The 14,978-nt window shown below is 71.4% G+C and carries 15 protein-coding genes; 6 read left to right on the top strand and 9 right to left on the bottom strand.

Annotated features, from left to right (window positions below; translation table 11 throughout):
• Positions 1-56: 56 nt before the first annotated feature.
• The 4 genes from ACFUNE_RS35430 to ACFUNE_RS35415 form a co-directional block, all read right to left on the bottom strand.
• Positions 57-647 carry a malonic semialdehyde reductase gene (locus tag ACFUNE_RS35430; protein ID WP_362539085.1) on the bottom strand — a complete coding sequence of 197 codons (591 nt, stop codon included), beginning with the start codon at positions 645-647 and terminating at the stop codon, positions 57-59.
• Between the two features lie 134 nt (positions 648-781).
• Positions 782-1,036, bottom strand: coding sequence for an exodeoxyribonuclease VII small subunit (locus tag ACFUNE_RS35425; RefSeq protein ID WP_383576698.1), 255 nt, complete (start codon positions 1,034-1,036; stop codon positions 782-784).
• Positions 1,037-1,075: 39 nt separating this feature from the next.
• Entirely contained in the window at positions 1,076-2,287 is a 1,212-nt protein-coding gene (xseA, locus tag ACFUNE_RS35420; RefSeq protein WP_383576696.1) for an exodeoxyribonuclease VII large subunit, read from the bottom strand.
• A gap of 30 nt (positions 2,288-2,317) precedes the next feature.
• Positions 2,318-3,661 carry an APC family permease gene (locus ACFUNE_RS35415; protein WP_383576694.1) on the bottom strand — a complete coding sequence of 448 codons (1,344 nt, stop codon included), beginning with the start codon at positions 3,659-3,661 and terminating at the stop codon, positions 2,318-2,320.
• Between the two features lie 78 nt (positions 3,662-3,739).
• Between ACFUNE_RS35415 and ACFUNE_RS35410 the strand changes: the two genes are divergently transcribed.
• Both ACFUNE_RS35410 and ppgK read left to right on the top strand, forming a co-directional pair.
• A complete protein-coding gene (locus ACFUNE_RS35410; RefSeq protein WP_383576692.1) occupies positions 3,740-4,729 on the top strand; it encodes a 4-hydroxy-3-methylbut-2-enyl diphosphate reductase in 990 nt (329 codons plus the stop codon).
• A gap of 122 nt (positions 4,730-4,851) precedes the next feature.
• Positions 4,852-5,589, top strand: a complete 738-nt coding sequence (gene ppgK, locus ACFUNE_RS35405; protein ID WP_383576690.1) for a polyphosphate--glucose phosphotransferase — start codon at positions 4,852-4,854, stop codon at positions 5,587-5,589.
• 2 nt (positions 5,590-5,591) lie between these two features.
• Here ppgK and ACFUNE_RS35400 read toward each other — a convergent pair whose 3' ends face one another.
• Complete coding sequence (locus ACFUNE_RS35400) at positions 5,592-6,206, bottom strand: DUF6542 domain-containing protein (RefSeq protein WP_383576688.1); 615 nt, start codon at positions 6,204-6,206, stop codon at positions 5,592-5,594.
• A gap of 229 nt (positions 6,207-6,435) precedes the next feature.
• Here ACFUNE_RS35400 and ychF point away from each other — a divergent pair, with 229 nt between their 5' ends.
• Positions 6,436-7,524 (top strand): redox-regulated ATPase YchF, encoded by a 1,089-nt coding sequence (ychF, locus tag ACFUNE_RS35395; RefSeq protein WP_383576686.1) that lies wholly within the window; start codon positions 6,436-6,438, stop codon positions 7,522-7,524.
• Between the two features lie 99 nt (positions 7,525-7,623).
• On the opposite strand, the gene ACFUNE_RS35390 is transcribed toward ychF, so the two are convergent.
• Both ACFUNE_RS35390 and ACFUNE_RS35385 read right to left on the bottom strand, forming a co-directional pair.
• Entirely contained in the window at positions 7,624-8,199 is a 576-nt protein-coding gene (locus ACFUNE_RS35390; protein WP_383576684.1) for a Uma2 family endonuclease, read from the bottom strand.
• 40 nt (positions 8,200-8,239) lie between these two features.
• Positions 8,240-9,532 carry an MFS transporter gene (locus ACFUNE_RS35385; protein ID WP_383576682.1) on the bottom strand — a complete coding sequence of 431 codons (1,293 nt, stop codon included), beginning with the start codon at positions 9,530-9,532 and terminating at the stop codon, positions 8,240-8,242.
• A gap of 71 nt (positions 9,533-9,603) precedes the next feature.
• On the opposite strand from ACFUNE_RS35385, the gene ACFUNE_RS35380 reads away from it, so the two are divergent.
• A complete protein-coding gene (locus ACFUNE_RS35380) occupies positions 9,604-10,593 on the top strand; it encodes a GlxA family transcriptional regulator (protein WP_383576680.1) in 990 nt (329 codons plus the stop codon).
• 87 nt (positions 10,594-10,680) lie between these two features.
• Here the strand turns inward: ACFUNE_RS35380 and ACFUNE_RS35375 are convergent, their stop codons facing one another.
• Together ACFUNE_RS35375 and ACFUNE_RS35370 are read right to left on the bottom strand one after the other, a co-directional pair.
• Positions 10,681-11,703 carry an ABC transporter permease subunit gene (locus ACFUNE_RS35375; RefSeq protein ID WP_383576678.1) on the bottom strand — a complete coding sequence of 341 codons (1,023 nt, stop codon included), beginning with the start codon at positions 11,701-11,703 and terminating at the stop codon, positions 10,681-10,683.
• Positions 11,700-12,692, bottom strand: coding sequence for an ABC transporter ATP-binding protein (locus ACFUNE_RS35370; protein ID WP_383576676.1), 993 nt, complete (start codon positions 12,690-12,692; stop codon positions 11,700-11,702). Before ACFUNE_RS35370 ends, ACFUNE_RS35375 begins: the two co-directional genes overlap by 4 nt.
• 350 nt (positions 12,693-13,042) lie before the next feature.
• Between ACFUNE_RS35370 and ACFUNE_RS35365 the strand changes: the two genes are divergently transcribed.
• Complete coding sequence (locus ACFUNE_RS35365) at positions 13,043-14,254, top strand: sensor histidine kinase (protein ID WP_383576674.1); 1,212 nt, start codon at positions 13,043-13,045, stop codon at positions 14,252-14,254.
• The gene (locus ACFUNE_RS35360; protein ID WP_383576672.1) at positions 14,251-14,907 is read left to right on the top strand and encodes a response regulator; all 657 of its coding nucleotides are present in this window, start codon (positions 14,251-14,253) and stop codon (positions 14,905-14,907) included. Before ACFUNE_RS35365 ends, ACFUNE_RS35360 begins: the two co-directional genes overlap by 4 nt.
• The last annotated feature ends 71 nt before the right edge of the window (positions 14,908-14,978 follow it).

Genomic DNA, 14,978 nt, shown 5'->3' with positions numbered 1-14,978 from the left:
TCGCGCGGGCCCGCGGCGCTCAGCGCCGCGGGCCCTCTCGTCGTACGGGGTGGTGATCAGACGGTCGTGACGACCTCGTCGTAGGACAGGCGCGGCAGGCGCGGGAACCAGGCGTCCTCGCCGGGCTTGCCGATGTTGACCGCCATGAGCAGCTTGTGGTCGCCGTCCAGGAACTCCTTCTCGATGCCCGCGGCGTCGAAGCCGGTCATCGGGCCGGCGGCCAGCCCGGCGGCGCGGACGCCGATGATGAAGTAGGCGGCCTGGAGCGCGGCGTTCAGCGCGGCGGACTGCTCGCGGACCGGGCGCTCGGAGAAGAACGCGTCCTTGGCCTGCGGGAAGTGCGGCATGAGCGCCGGGAGCTCCTCGTGGAACTCGTGGTCGGCGACGAGGAGCGCGACCAGCGGGGCGGCCGTGGTCTTCGGACGGTTGCCCTCGGCCATGTGCTTGACCAGGCGCTCGCGGCCCTCGGCCGAGCGGACCAGGACGACGCGCAGCGGCGACTGGTTGAAGGCCGTGGGGCCGTACTTGACCAGGTCGTAGATCGCCTGGACCTGCTCGTCGGTCACCGGCTCGTCGGTGAACGTGTTGGCAGTGCGGGCCTCGCGGAAGAGGAGGTCCTGGGCGGCGGGGTCAAGAACGAGGGACATCTGGGGCGTTACCTTCCGGACGGCTACGGGGTCGAGCTATGGGAGCACCGTAGCCCAGGAATAGATTAAAGTTCAACTAAATCGAGCCGGAGTGATCCACCACACAGGGCACCCGAAGGGCGCCCGCCCGTCACTCAGTCCGTGCCACCGCCCGCTTCGGCGGCCCCGTCCGGGCCCGCCAGTGCCGCGTCCAGCCGGGCCCGCGCACCCTCCAGCCAGTGCCGGCACACCTTCGCCAGCTCCTCGCCGCGCTCCCACAGGGCCAGCGACTCCTCCAGCGTCGTACCGCCCGCCTCCAGGCGGCGTACGACCTCGATCAGCTCGTCCCGCGCCTGCTCGTACCCGAGCGTGCCCGTCGCGGCAGCCGTCGTCGTCCCGTCGTCCGTCATGCCGTCCACCCTATGCGGGGGCTCCGACAGAGCGGGCCCTCACTCGGCGACCCGCACCGTGAACTCGCCCTCCGACACCCGCGCCCGCAGCTCCTCGCCCGGCGCCCCGGCGTCCGCGGGGGAGCGCACCACATGACCGTCCGGCCGCTGCAGCACGGCGTACCCCCGCTCCAGCGTCGCCGCGGGCGACAGCGCCACGACCCGGGCGCGGGTGTGCGCGAGCTCCGAATCGGCGCGGTCCAGCAGATGCCCGAGCACCCTGCGGCTCCGGCCGGTCAGCGCGTCGATCTCCGCCTCCCGCTCGTCCACCATCCGCAGGGGCCGCTCCATGGAGGACCTGCCGAGCGCGTGCGCCAGACCGCGTTCCTCCCGGTCGAGCAGCCCCCGCACGGTCCGCAGCGCGCGGTCCCGGAGCTGCTGGACGCGGTCGAGCTCCTCGCCCACGTCCGGTACGACCTTCTTCGCCGCGTCCGTCGGTGTCGACGCCCGGACATCGGCCACCAGGTCGAGCAGGGGCGAGTCCGGCTCGTGCCCGATGGCGGAGACCACCGGCGTACGGCACGCGGCCACCGCCCGGATCAGCGCCTCGTCGGAGAACGGCAGCAGGTCCTCGACGCTGCCGCCCCCGCGGGCGACGACGATCACGTCGACCTCCTCCAGGCCGTCCAGCTCCTGGACGGCCCGGACGACCTGATTCACCGCGTGCACGCCCTGCACGGCGGTGTTGCGGACCTCGAAACGCACCGCGGGCCAGCGCCGCCTGGCGTTCTCCAGCACATCACGCTCGGCCGCCGAGGCCCGCCCGGAGACCAGGCCGATCAGCTGCGGCAGGAACGGCAGCGGCTTCTTCCGGTCCAGGGCGAACAGGCCCTCCGCGGCCAGCGACTTCTTCAGCTGCTCCAGCCGCACCAGCAGCTCTCCGATGCCCACCGGCCGTATCTCCGTGGCCCGCAGGGACAGCTGCCCACGGGGGGCGTACCACTCGGGCTTGGCGAGGACGACGACCCGCGCGCCCTCCGTCACCACATCGGCGATGCGGTCGAAGACCTGCCGGAAGCAGGTCACGCTCACCGAGATGTCGTGGGCCGGGTCGCGCAGCGTCAGAAACACCACGCCGGCTCCGGGCCTGCGCGACAGCTGGGTGATCTGCCCCTCGACCCAGACCGCGCCGAGCCGGTCGATCCAGCCGCCGATCAGCCGTGACACGTCGCCGACGGGCAGCGGGGCTTCCGGGGACGTAGTGAGAGCCATACGGGGGAGCGTATCGGCCGGAGCGGACAATCAGGCGGCCCGCCGCCCCCACTGCACCGCGAGCACCACCAGCCCGACCCCCAGCCAGCAGACCCCCACCAGCTGAGCGCTCGTCGTGGCCTCCAGGATCACCGCGACCAGGACGACGGCGCCCACCACCGGCATCAGCACATGACGCCACCAGCTCGGCGGGCCCTCCATCCGGCGTACGGCGAACCACCCCACCACCGAGGCGTGGAGCAGCACGAACGCCGTGAGCGCGCCGACGTTGACCACCGACACCAGATGGTCCAGCCCGTCGTCGCGCCGGGCCGCCCACACCGCCGCCACCAGCGTCACCACCGCGGCACCCGTGAGAGCGACGCGGGGCACCCCGGACTTCCCGTCGACCCGGGACAGGAACGAGGGGAGCCGGCCGTCCCGTGCCATGGCGAACAGCAGCCGTCCGGCCGCCGCCTGCCCGGCCAGCGCCGCGAACGCCGCCCCGATCGCCTTGCTGACGGCCACCAGGTCGTGCAGCCACGTCCCGACCGAGGCGTCCACCGCGTCGTAGAACGCGGACCCCTGCTTGACCGGATCCGCCGCGAGCTCGGCCGAGCTCACCGGTTCCAGCAGGGCCGCCAGATAGGACTGGACCACGAACAGCACCCCGGCGAGCACCAGGCAGAACAGCACGGCCCGGGCCACCTTCGCCGAACCGCCCGTCACCTCCTCGGCGAACGAGGCGATGGCGTCGAAGCCCAGATAAGACAGGACCGCGACGGACACCGCTCCCAGCACCGCGGTCGTCGAGAACCCGGCATCCCCGGTGAGGGGCGTCAGCCAGCCGCGCTCCGCCCCGTCCCGGACCAGCACCACCACCGCCGACACCACGAACACCAGCAGCACCACGATCTCCATGGCGAGCACGGCGAAGCCCACCCGGGCCGCGGCCCGTACGCCCCGCAGGTTCAGCGCGGTGGTCACGACGACCGCGATCGCCGTCCACACCCACCGCGACACCTCCGGGACCAGCGCGTTCATCGCGATCCCGGAGAAGAGGTAGGCGACCGCCGGGATCAGCAGGTAGTCCAGCATCGCCATCCAGCCGGCGATGAACCCGGGCCCCTCCCCGAGCCCCTTGCGGGCGTACGCGAAGACCGATCCGGCGAGCGGGGCGACACGGACCATCTGGGCGTAGCTGAACGCGGTGAAGGCCATCACCACGGTCGCCACGAGATAGACGAGCGCCACGGCCCCGTCGGACTTGGCGTCCAGCGTGCCGAACACACCGACGGGGGCCATGGGCGCGATGAACAGCAGCCCGTAGACCACCAGGTCCCGGAACCCGAGTGTGCGCCGCAGCTTTCCCTCTTCCGTGCTGCTGCCCGACATGAACCCTCCGTCGCTGGATTGTGTACGCATCAGTCTCCCGACCCCGCTGATCCGGCGCCTGTTCGGTACGGCCTTACGATGGGACGCATGACTGCAACGCCTGCCCGCCGTGTCCTGCTCGCCGCACCCCGTGGCTACTGCGCGGGCGTGGACCGCGCCGTGATCGCCGTCGAGAAAGCCCTGGAGCAGTACGGTGCCCCGATCTACGTCCGTCACGAGATCGTGCACAACAAGTACGTCGTGCAAACGCTCGAGAAGAAGGGCGCGATCTTCGTCGACGTGACCGCGGAGGTGCCCGAGGGCTCCATCGTGATGTTCTCCGCTCACGGGGTCGCCCCGACCGTCCACGCGGAGGCCGCCGAGCGCAAGCTCGCCACCATCGACGCGACCTGCCCGCTGGTCACCAAGGTCCACAAGGAAGCCGTCCGCTACGCCAAGGAGGACTACGACATCCTCCTGATCGGCCACGAGGGCCACGAGGAGGTCATCGGCACGAGCGGTGAGGCGCCCGACCACATCACGCTGGTCGACGGCCCCGAGGACGTGGCGAACGTCGAGGTCCGCGACGAGTCGAAGGTCGTCTGGCTCTCCCAGACCACGCTCTCCGTCGACGAGACCATGGAGACGGTCGGCGCGCTCAAGGACAAGTTCCCGAACCTCCTCTCCCCGCCGAGCGACGACATCTGCTACGCCACGCAGAACCGTCAGATCGCGGTGAAGAAGCTGGCCGAGGACGCCGAGCTGGTCATCGTCGTCGGCTCGAAGAACTCGTCGAACTCGATCCGCATGGTCGAGGTCGCCCTGGACGCGGGTGCGCCCGCCGCCCACCTGGTGGACTTCGCCGCCGAGATCGACGAGGCGTGGCTGGAAGGCGTCACCACGGTCGGCCTCACCTCGGGCGCGTCCGTGCCCGACGTCCTGGTCGACGGCGTACTGGAATGGCTGGGCGAGCGGGGCTACGCCGACGTGGAGACGGTGAAGACCGCGGACGAGTCGATCACCTTCTCCCTGCCCAAGGAGCTCCGGCGCGACCTGCGGGCCGAGGCCGCCGCGCTCTCCGCCGAGTAGCGGAGGCGCGGGACGACACGGGCGCCGGCGTGGGGCGGCGAGCGCCCGGGTGCCCCGGGTGCTCCCGGCCGGATCGCCCTTCCGGGGAGTGATACGCGCCACCTGCCCGTACCGTGGATCGCATGAAGATCTTCGGTGTGGACATCGGCGGTTCAGGGATCAAGGGTGCGCCCGTGGACCTGGACCGCGGAGAGCTGGCGCAGGAGCGCCACAAGGTACTGACACCTCACCCGGCCACGCCCGGGAGCGTGGCCGACGGTGTGGCCGAGGTCGTCGGCCACTTCGACTGGCAGGGGCCGGTCGGCATCACGTTCCCCGGAGTCGTCACCGGCGGCGTCACCAGGACCGCGGCCAACGTGGACAAGGGCTGGATCGACACGGACGCCCGGACACTGCTCAGTGAGCGGATCGGGCAGCCCGTCACGATCCTCAACGACGCCGACGCGGCCGGAATCGCCGAGATGGCCTTCGGCGCGGGGCGCGACCGCAAGGGCACGGTGATCATGCTGACTCTCGGCACGGGCATCGGCAGCGCGGTCTTCACGAACGGGCAGCTGATCCCCAACACCGAGCTCGGCCACCTGGAGCTGCACGGTCACGACGCGGAGAAGCGCGCCTCCACGAAGGCCAAGGAGGACGAGGACCTCAGCTGGCACCACTGGGCGCACCGGGTGCAGAAGTACCTGGTCCACGTGGAGATGCTGTTCTCGCCGGAGCTCTTCATCATCGGCGGCGGAGTCAGCCGCAAGGCGGAGAAGTTCCTGCCGCTGATCGAGCACGTACGGGCCGAGATCGTCCCGGCCGAGCTGCAGAACAACGCCGGGATCGTCGGCGCCGCGATGGCGGCCGCGGGCAAGTAGGCCTACGGGCGGGGGCGGCGGGCGGCGGTCCTGAGCAGGTGCCGCTGCCGCTCCCGCATCTGCCGGATCTTCCGCACGGTGGCGATGAGCCCCGCGACGAGGGTGCCCCCGTACAGCCAGCCGGCGTGAACGGCGAGCGCGGTGACGACGGCCATCGTCTGACCGCCGAGACCGCCCGTGCCCCCGGCGACGGGGATCACGCCGACCGCGAAGGCGATGGGCACGATGATCGGGGCGGTCACCAGGTCGGCGGGCCGCACCCAGAGCGCGGTCAGGGCGCTGACCGGCAGGAACAGCAGGCCGTACACGACCTCGGAACTCCCGAGGAGCATCCGGTCCGCACAGGCCAGCAGGAACATGGTCAGGGCCGCGAAGAGTCCGGCGCCGATGCCGGTCAGCCGGGGGTTGGGGAATCGGCGCAGCGCCAGGACCACGGGCGCGACGCCGCCGGCCCGGGATCCGGGCCCGGATCCCGGGCCCGTCACCGGCGCCGGGGCGACCGCCACCGTCACCGGATAAGCGGCCGCGGCCGTCACCTCGCCGAGGCCGCCGGGCGGGGCGGGCTGAGCCTGCGGGGCCTGCCTGCGCTGCGGGGTACGTGTCCTGTGCTGCTCCACCCCGACAACCTAGGTCGCCGGGTGCACTCTTTCGGGCGTTGGACACGCGCTTTGGCCGACCTTGGCGTTGCGTTCGATCCCGCACGGCCGAAACCGCACCGTTCGGCCCCCGACCCGGTCCCGTCCCCGCACCCGTGACGGTCCGCCCGGCCCCGCCCGTAAACTGGAGAATCGGCCCACCCACGGGCCCGCCCGCGCAGCCCCTCCCTCACTTCAGGAAGTCGCCAAAGTGTCGCTCACGATCGGAATCGTCGGCCTGCCGAATGTCGGCAAGTCGACCCTGTTCAACGCCCTGACCAAGAACGACGTGCTGGCGGCCAACTACCCGTTCGCCACGATCGAGCCGAACGTGGGCGTCGTGGGCGTCCCCGACCCCCGCCTGGACAAGCTCGCCGAGATCTTCAGCTCGCAGAAGCTGCTCCCCGCGACGGTCGACTTCGTCGACATCGCGGGCATCGTGCGGGGCGCGAGCGAGGGCGAGGGCCTGGGCAACAAGTTCCTCGCGAACATCCGCGAGTCCGATGCGATCTGCCAGGTCATCCGTGCCTTCAAGGACGAGAACGTCGTCCACGTCGACGGCAAGGTCTCGCCCAAGGACGACATCGAGACGATCAACACCGAGCTGATCCTGGCCGACCTCCAGTCCGTCGAGAAGGCCGTACCGCGCCTGACGAAGGAGTCCCGCCTCCAGAAGGAGAAGGTCGCGGTCCTCGCCGCCGTCGAGGAGGCCCAGAAGATCCTGGAGGCCGGTGACACCCTCTTCTCCCAGGGCATCACCGCCGGCACCGAGAAGGGCCGCCTCCTCCACGAGCTGCACCTCCTCACCACGAAGCCCTTCCTCTACGTCTTCAACGTCGACGAGGACGAGCTGGTCGACGAGGACTTCAAGAACGAGCAGCGCGCGCTGGTCGCCCCGGCCGAGGCCATCTTCCTCAACGCCAAGATCGAGTCCGAGCTGATCGAGCTCGACGACGACGAGGCCCTCGAGCTCCTCCAGTCCATGGGCCAGGAAGAGCCCGGCCTGGCCACCCTCGGCCGCGTCGGCTTCGCCACTCTGGGCCTCCAGACCTACCTCACGGCAGGCCCGAAGGAGGCCCGCGCCTGGACGATCAAGAAGGGCGCCACGGCCCCCGAGGCGGCCGGTGTGATCCACACCGACTTCCAGAAGGGCTTCATCAAGGCGGAGATCGTCTCCTTCGAGGACCTCGTCGAGACCGGCTCGGTCGCCGAGGCCCGCGCCAAGGGCAAGGCGCGCATGGAGGGCAAGGACTACGTGATGCAGGACGGCGACGTGGTGGAGTTCCGCTTCAACGTGTAGCGGCTTCGTTGCCGCGGGCCAGGTGATACCTCAAGTGCCTGGGTCGGAAGGGGGTCGGACTCTGGTGAGCCCGACCCCCTTCCGCGTTCCCGTGCTGATTCAGCCCCGGTGGGGCGGAGCGAGCTTCTGCAGATCGAGGTTGATCTCGAAGGGCACCGGACGGTGGAGAGAGCCCCTGAAGATGCCTACGGGTACGTAGGTCGCGGTCGGCTCGTCAAGTTCGTAGACGTGGACGATTGGTGCCCCGTCCTCGATACGCCAGTAGTGCGGGATGCCGGCCTCTGCGTATTTGTGGAGCTTCACCGTGCGGTCCCGGTGGGCGGACTCGGGGGAGACCACCTCGACGGCGAGCCGAACTTCATCCGGTGCGAACCAGGTGCGGTCACCGTCGAAGTCGGCTGTCGTCACGAGCAGATCCGGTTCGGGCCGATTGCGTTGATCGAGCTTGATCGCCATCTCCCGCCCGACCCTTACGTCGGTCGGCGCCTGCTCCATGAGGGCCACGGTGAGCATCGTGACGAGATGGCCGTGCCACCACCGATGCGGGGACATCACGAATACGAGGGCTCCGTCGATCAGCTCGGTGTGGCGCGGCGCTTCCGGGAGGTGGTCCAGGTCCTCCGCGAACCAGCCCTCCGCCCGGGGTGGGCGCATCCAGTCGGGCAGTGCGGTCATGGCTCAACAGGACCACTGACCTGAACGGCCGGCAAGCCGTTCACTCTCCGGCGACGGAGGCGGGGTCCGCACGGCGCAGGGTGCGGATCGCCGGAGTCGCGAACAGTGCCACGCAGCCCACCACGCAGGCGCCCGCGGACACCAGGAGCAGCCGCTCGGGGGAGGCCAGTACGGTGGCCGGTCCCGCCAGGATCTGGCCGAGCGCGATCCCGGACACCGAGCCGGCCAGCTCGTAGGCGGTGACCCGGTTGAGCACCGCCGGCGGGGTGTGGGTCTGCACACTGGTCGCCCACATCACCGACCAGAACGCCACCGCGACGCCGCCGAGTACGTGGCCCCCCAGCACCACGGGCAGGCTGTGGCCCAGCGCCGTGCTCAGCGGCAGCGCGGTGTACAGCCCCACCGCCACCGCGCCTGCGGCCAGCGGCCTGGCCGGGCGCAGCCGCAGGGCCAGGAGACCGCCGAGCACCGTGCCGACGCCGAGGAACGAGACCGCCAGACCATAGGCGTTCGGGCCGAACCGGGCGGCGATCACTGTGGAGCTGAGCGGTACCAGCGGGCCGAAGAGCAGTACGCCGAAACCCACCCAGATCAGGATCACCGCCCACATCCAGGTGCGTGCCCGGAACTCCTGCCAGCCCAGACGCAGGTCGCGCCGGAGCGAGCTGCCGGTGCGGGCGGGGGAGCCGGCGCCGACCGGATCCGCTGGGGACGCGGCTGCCGGGGTGAGCCGGACGAGTGCCAGGCACAGGGCGCTGAGCAGGAAGGTGCCGGCGTCGATCGCGTACACGATGCCGGCACTGGTCAGCACGGTCAGCACCCCCGCCAGGGCCGGGCCCAGCAGATGGGCGAGCGCGTCGGCCACCTTGAGTGTGGCGTTCGCCCGCTGGGGTTCGCGGGCGACCAGCGGGACCATGCCGTTCACCCCCGGCAGGAACATGGCGACGGCGGCACCGGCCAGCGCCGCAGCCGTCACCAGCAGCCAGAACGGCGGCGGCCCGGCGAAGAAGGCGGCTGCCAGCACACCCTGGGTGAGCACCCGGACGAGGTCCGCACCGATCATCATGCGGCGCGCGCCGAACCGGTCGGCGAACACCCCGCCGAACAGGACCAGGAGGACGAACGTCCCGGTCCAGATTCCGAGGACGAGGCCGACCCCGGAGACTCCGTACAGCGCGCCGACCGCGAGCGCGGTGACGACCGGCATCATCGCGTCGCCGAACAGCGAGACGGCGCGGGCGACGAAGTAGAGCGTGAAGCGCCGGTCCCACAACGGGGGCCGGGCGGAGGGCGGTTCGGGCCCGGACGGGGTCTGTATCTGTGCGGTGGTCACCTCACCGATATTGGACCGGACCAATCGGCCACCCCAGTGTCCCGAACGACATGATGGGGTACTTTCGCGCCATGACACCCCGTTCGCTGCCGAAGTCTCCGGCACCGCACAGAGTCGTGGCCCTGCTGCGGCCCCCGCAGGCGCCCTTCCCCCTTGCCTGCGCCACCGAGGTGTTCGGTGATCACGGCCCGGCTGTCCCCGCCCGCTACGCGTTCGAGCTCTGCACCGAGCACCCCGGTCCGGTGCGTACCCGGGCCGGCTACGACATGGTGGTCACGACCGGCCTGGAGGCGCTGGAGCGCGCGGACACCGTGCTGGTTCCCGGCTGGCACCAGCCTCCAGGCACCGAGGCGCCGCCCGCAGTGGTCGCGGCGATCCGCGAGGCGCACCGGGGCGGCGCACGAATCGTCGGCCTCTGCTCGGGTGCCTTCCTGCTCGCCGCCGCCGGCCTGCTGGACGGCCGCCGGGCAGCCACCCACTGGGCCAGGGCCTCCGAGCTCGCCACCCGGTTCCCGCAGGTCCGGGTCGATCCGGCGGTGCTCTACGTGGACCACGGAGATGTCGCCACCAGCGCCGGATCGGCGGCCGGCGTGGACCTCTGCCTGCACCTGGTCAGCTCCGACCAGGGCGCGGCGTACGCCATGCGGGTCGCCCGGCAGCTGGTGATGCCGCCGCACCGCGAGGGCTGCCAGCTGCAGTACGCCGAACTTCCCACCTCCGGGCCGGTCGCCGACTCGCTCGCCCCTCTGCTGGAGTGGCTGTCCGGGCGTCTGGACCAGCCGGTCAGCGTTGCGGAGATGGCGGTCCGTTCGCAGGTGTCCGCCCGTACGCTGACGCGCCGCTTCGCCGAGCAGCTCGGCATCAGCCCCGGACGCTGGCTGCTGGACCGGCGGATCGCCGCCACCCGGGCGCTCCTGGAGGAGACCGACCTGTCCGTGGAGACCATCGCGAGCCGGGTGGGGCTCTCCTCGGCCGTCAACCTGCGGCGGCGTTTCCACGAGGCCCTCCGTACGACGCCGGCCGCCTACCGGCGCGCCTTCAGGGCGGAACGGGCCGGGTAGGCCACGCGGGAGACCCGGCGGTGTTCCGGTGCCGCCGGAGTCAGCTGACTGACGCGTCCTGCCTTGTCGCCGTCAGGGGGCCTGCGCTCAGAGGAGCCGCTTGCGGCCCCAGAGGATGACGAAGGTGGCGACGGCCGCGGCGATGGCGAGCATGATGCCGGCTCCGAGCCACTGCATCGACTGCATCTGCGAGACGGGCAAATAGTCCAGGGACCAGCCGATGACGTGCTTCGACTCCAGACAGGCGGTGTGCGCCCGGTCGTCCTCCACCTGATCGAGGCAGGTGGTCCAGTCCAGGCGGTCTCCGGAGCTGGTGAGGAAGTAGGTGCCCTGTCCCTGCTGCTCCGCCTCGGTGGGCAGTTCCGGTTGTACCGCGCCCGGCCCGACGCCCTTGTCGGTACCGACCGACATGACGTGCCCCAGGCTCCGCCAGAGTTCGCTCCAGACGAACCCCATCGCCACGACGACGCCGAGCGTGACCACCATCGATACCAGTGTGCGGCGCAGGAGCAGTCCGACCGCCGCACCCACGGTGAACGTGAGCAGGGCATGGGCGACGGGCGTGACCCCCGTGACGCTGAAGAAGGCCGTCCAGATCAGGCTGCTGGACAGCCCCTTGACCGGGTGCCACCACCATGTGAGGACGGTGGTGAGCACGCCGGCCGACAGGGTGAGCATCACGGCGGGAACGGCGAGCTTCACGATGAGCCAGCGCATCCGGCTGACGGACTGCGAGGTCGCCAGCTTGGCCGTGCCGGTCTCCAGGTCGCCCGAGATGAGCGGAGCCCCGAGGAGGACACCTGCCAGGACGGGGATGTAGCTGAGGTAGCTCCCGATGCTGAACAGGGGGTCGGTGTACGCCTCGAACTCGGGCGGCAGGCCGTCGGACCTCCGCGAGGTCGGGTCCAGGGTGGCCAGGTAGTCCATCATCTGCCCGCGCAGGTGGACCATGACGAGCACGCCGACGAGGGTGACCCCGATGAGCGTCCAGAACGCGGCGCGGTGCTGGCGCCAGACGAGCCAGACCGGACCGCCCAGCCGGGGCCTCCAGCCGCTTCGCGCGGTTCCGGCGGGCGCCTTACGGGCAGGGTCGCGAGTGAGCGTGGTCATGCTGTCACAGCCTTCTGCCGGTCGCGGGTGATGATGTCGTCGATGTCGCCGGCCCGGGCGCTGGGGGCGATCAGCGGAGGTGCGTCGGGTGCGCGCAGATAGGCGAGCAGAAGCTCCTCCAGGGTCGGAGTCTCGGCAGCGCCTCCGCTGTACGCGACCGGTCCGCCGAGGCGCACCAGGACGCCCGGCCGGCCCTCACCGCGGCGGGACTCGATCACCCGGTGCGGGGCGACGGCGTGGGAGGGGGCGCCCTCAGGGGCGTCGATCAGTGCGTGCGCGGCTCGCAGTTCGTCCACCTCGCCCGCGAGGCGCAGCCCGCCGTTCGCGATGACGAGGAGGTAGTCGCAGATGAACTCCAGCTCGGCGAGCATGTGCGAGGACACCAGCACCGTCGTGCCGTGCTCGGCGGCCTCCGCCGTCAGGGTGGCCATGAGCTCGCGACGGACCAGCGGGTCCAGGTCGGCCATCGGCTCGTCGAGGATGAGCAGATCGGGGCGCTTCCCGAAGGCCAGGGCGAAGGCGACACGGGTCCGCTGCCCGCCGGACAGCGTTCCGACCTTCGCCTTCAGAGGCACCTGGCCCGCGTCGACGATGCCCTCGGCGACCCGCTGGTCCCAGCGGGGGTTGAACTCGCGTCCCAGCCGCAGGGTCTCCGCCACGGTGAAGCGCCGGAACAGCGGCTTCTCCTGGGTCAGGAACGAGGTCCGCAGGACCGCCTCCGTCGACCCGGGCACCGCGCCGAACACACGCAAGGCGCCGGTGGTCGACCGGATCATGTTCGTGGCCAGGCCCATCAGGGTGCTCTTGCCGGCGCCGTTGGGACCGACGAGGCCGCACACCCGCCCGGCCGGCAGCCGGAAGGAGACGTCTTGCAGCGCCCAGCCGCGCCTGTACTGCTTCCCGAGCCCGTGGGCCTCGATCGCCGCCACGCCGACGGGCGGTGGTACGGACTCCGTTCCGCTTCCGCGGTGCGACTCTGCGTGATTCATCTGATGCTCCTGTGCGTATGGGGGGACGGGCGGCCCTGTGCGTGGGGGGAGGGGCGGCCCTGTTCGTGCGTGGAGAGGGCCGGTCATGCGTGCGGGCGGCCACCGGGCGCCCGGGCCGGGACATCGCTCACGCGCGAGGCGTGTGCGGCTGTTGTGGAGGCCGGGCGTGCGACGCGGTGCGGGGCGGGCGGGCGGCCGCGATCATGGCATCCTCCTTGTGTGATGAACGGCGAACTCCGCCCGGTGAAGACCACTCTTCTCCCCCGCGCCCCGCGGCGGATCGGGCGAAAGACAGATCCTGAGCGGCCGGCTCCGACTTTCGGCCGGTCGGCGGGAGGACGGTGAAGGGGATGCCGAAGGCGGCGGACGCGGTGGCCGCGGCGGTGCGGAGGATCGGACGCCCGCCACTCCTGCCCGTCACGGTCCGGCTGCTGCCGGCCGGGGTCCTGATCGGCGTCGTCGTGCTGGACTGGGTGGGCGGCGATTTCTACCGGATCGGGGACGGCTCCGCGCTGGGGCCCGCCAAGCTGGGCGGCGCCCTGCTGGCCATCGCCCTCGTCGTCGCTTCGCCCCGGCTCGGCAGCCGGGCGCTGCCGGCGGCCGGCAGCACACTGGCGGTCGTTTCGCTGTGTCTCTCGGTGGTGCTGCACATGGAGATGTCGGTCGGCTCGCAGGCGCTGGGATACGCCGAACCGGCGGCCCTGGTGTGGCTTCTCCTGGTCGTCGCCCGGCGCGGAAAGCCGTCGTGGGCGGCGGTGGCCGTTCCCCTGCTGTACCTGGCGATCGTGCTGCGACCGGTGTCGGTCGACGTCAAGCAGTCCACGACCATCTTCGCGCTGGTCCACGCCCTGGCAGCGCTCGCGGTGTTGAGCGTCGGTCTCGGGATGCGTCTGCTCCTCGTGGACCGGCGGCGCCAGGCGGCGGCTCTCCGACTGGAGCAGCGGACCGAGTTCGCCAGGGACCTGCACGACTTCGTCGCCCACCACGTGACCGGCATCGTCGTACAGGCGCAGGGAGCCCACGCCATCGCGGACCGGCGGCCAGAACTCGTGCCGCCCGCGCTGCAGCGGATCGAGCAGGCGGGCTCGGAGGCGCTGACGTCCATGCGGCACATGGTGGGGATGCTGCGCGACGCCGACGGGGAAGTGGCGCTGACGCCGCTGGCGGGCATCGGTGAAGTGCGCGGGCTCGTCGAGGAGTTCTCGGCCGTGGGAGGTGCACGGGCCCGGCTCGATCTGGAAGGGGCCTTCGGCGGCCTGCCGGTGGAGGTCACCACCACGGCCCACCGGGTGGTGATGGAGGCCCTCACCAACGTACGCAAGCACGCTCACGGATGTACCGAGGTGCTGGTCCGCGTGCACCGTTCGGGAGACCTGCTCACCGTACGGGTCGGCGACGACGGACGGCCGCGCCATGTCTCCCAGGGCGGCTTCGGACTGAAGGGCCTGTCCGAGAGGGTGGGCCTCATCGGCGGAACTGTCCGGGCGGGCCCGGTGGCCACCGGAGGGTGGGCCGTGGAGGCGACGCTCCCGGTGGCGACGGCGGGAGTGGCGGTCTCATGACGATCCGGGTGCTGATCGCCGACGACCAGGCCATGGTCCGTGCGGGGTTCGCGATGATCCTCGCCGCGGAGGACGACATCGACGTCGTCGCGGAGGCCGCGGACGGGGTGTACGCCGTGGAACTCGCCGAGCGCCACCGCCCCGACGTGGTGCTGATGGACATCCGCATGCCCCGCATGGACGGGCTGGAGGCGCTGCGCAGGCTGACGCGCCCCGGCACCGTGAATCCGCCGAAGGTCGTCGTGGTCACGACGTTCGATGACGACGAGTACGTCCACCGCGCTCTGGGCGGGGGCGCCTCCGGATTCCTGATCAAGGACTCGGGCCCGGCGCTGCTGGTCGAGGCCATCAGGGCGGCCGCATCCGGCGAAGCGCTGGTGAGCCCGGCCATCACCGTCCGGCTGCTGCGGCGTCTCCATGACGCCGTGCCCGCCCCGCGGGAGCCGCACACGGCGCTCTCCGCACGGGAGACGGACCTGGTGCGGCTCGTGGCCAGAGGGCTGACGAACGCCGAGATCGCCGTCGAACTCACCATCACGGTGGGCACGGTGAAGACCCATCTCGCCAACGTGCAGACCAAGCTCTCGGCCCGCAACCGTGTGGAGATCGCCGCCTGGGCCTGGGAGTCGGGCCTGGTCGACGGGCGAGGGTGAGCCTTGCCGGGCGGGGCGGGGGACGGGCCCTGCCCACCCCCGCCCCGCCCGGCCCCGTCCGCCGGCGTGGA

Origin of the sequence: Streptomyces sp. NPDC057287 (assembly GCF_042667905.1) — a bacterium.
In the GTDB taxonomy this organism is placed as follows: domain Bacteria; phylum Actinomycetota; class Actinomycetes; order Streptomycetales; family Streptomycetaceae; genus Streptomyces.
The sequence above is the reverse complement of the archived record's forward strand: the minus strand, read 5'-3'. Positions and strand labels throughout refer to the sequence as shown.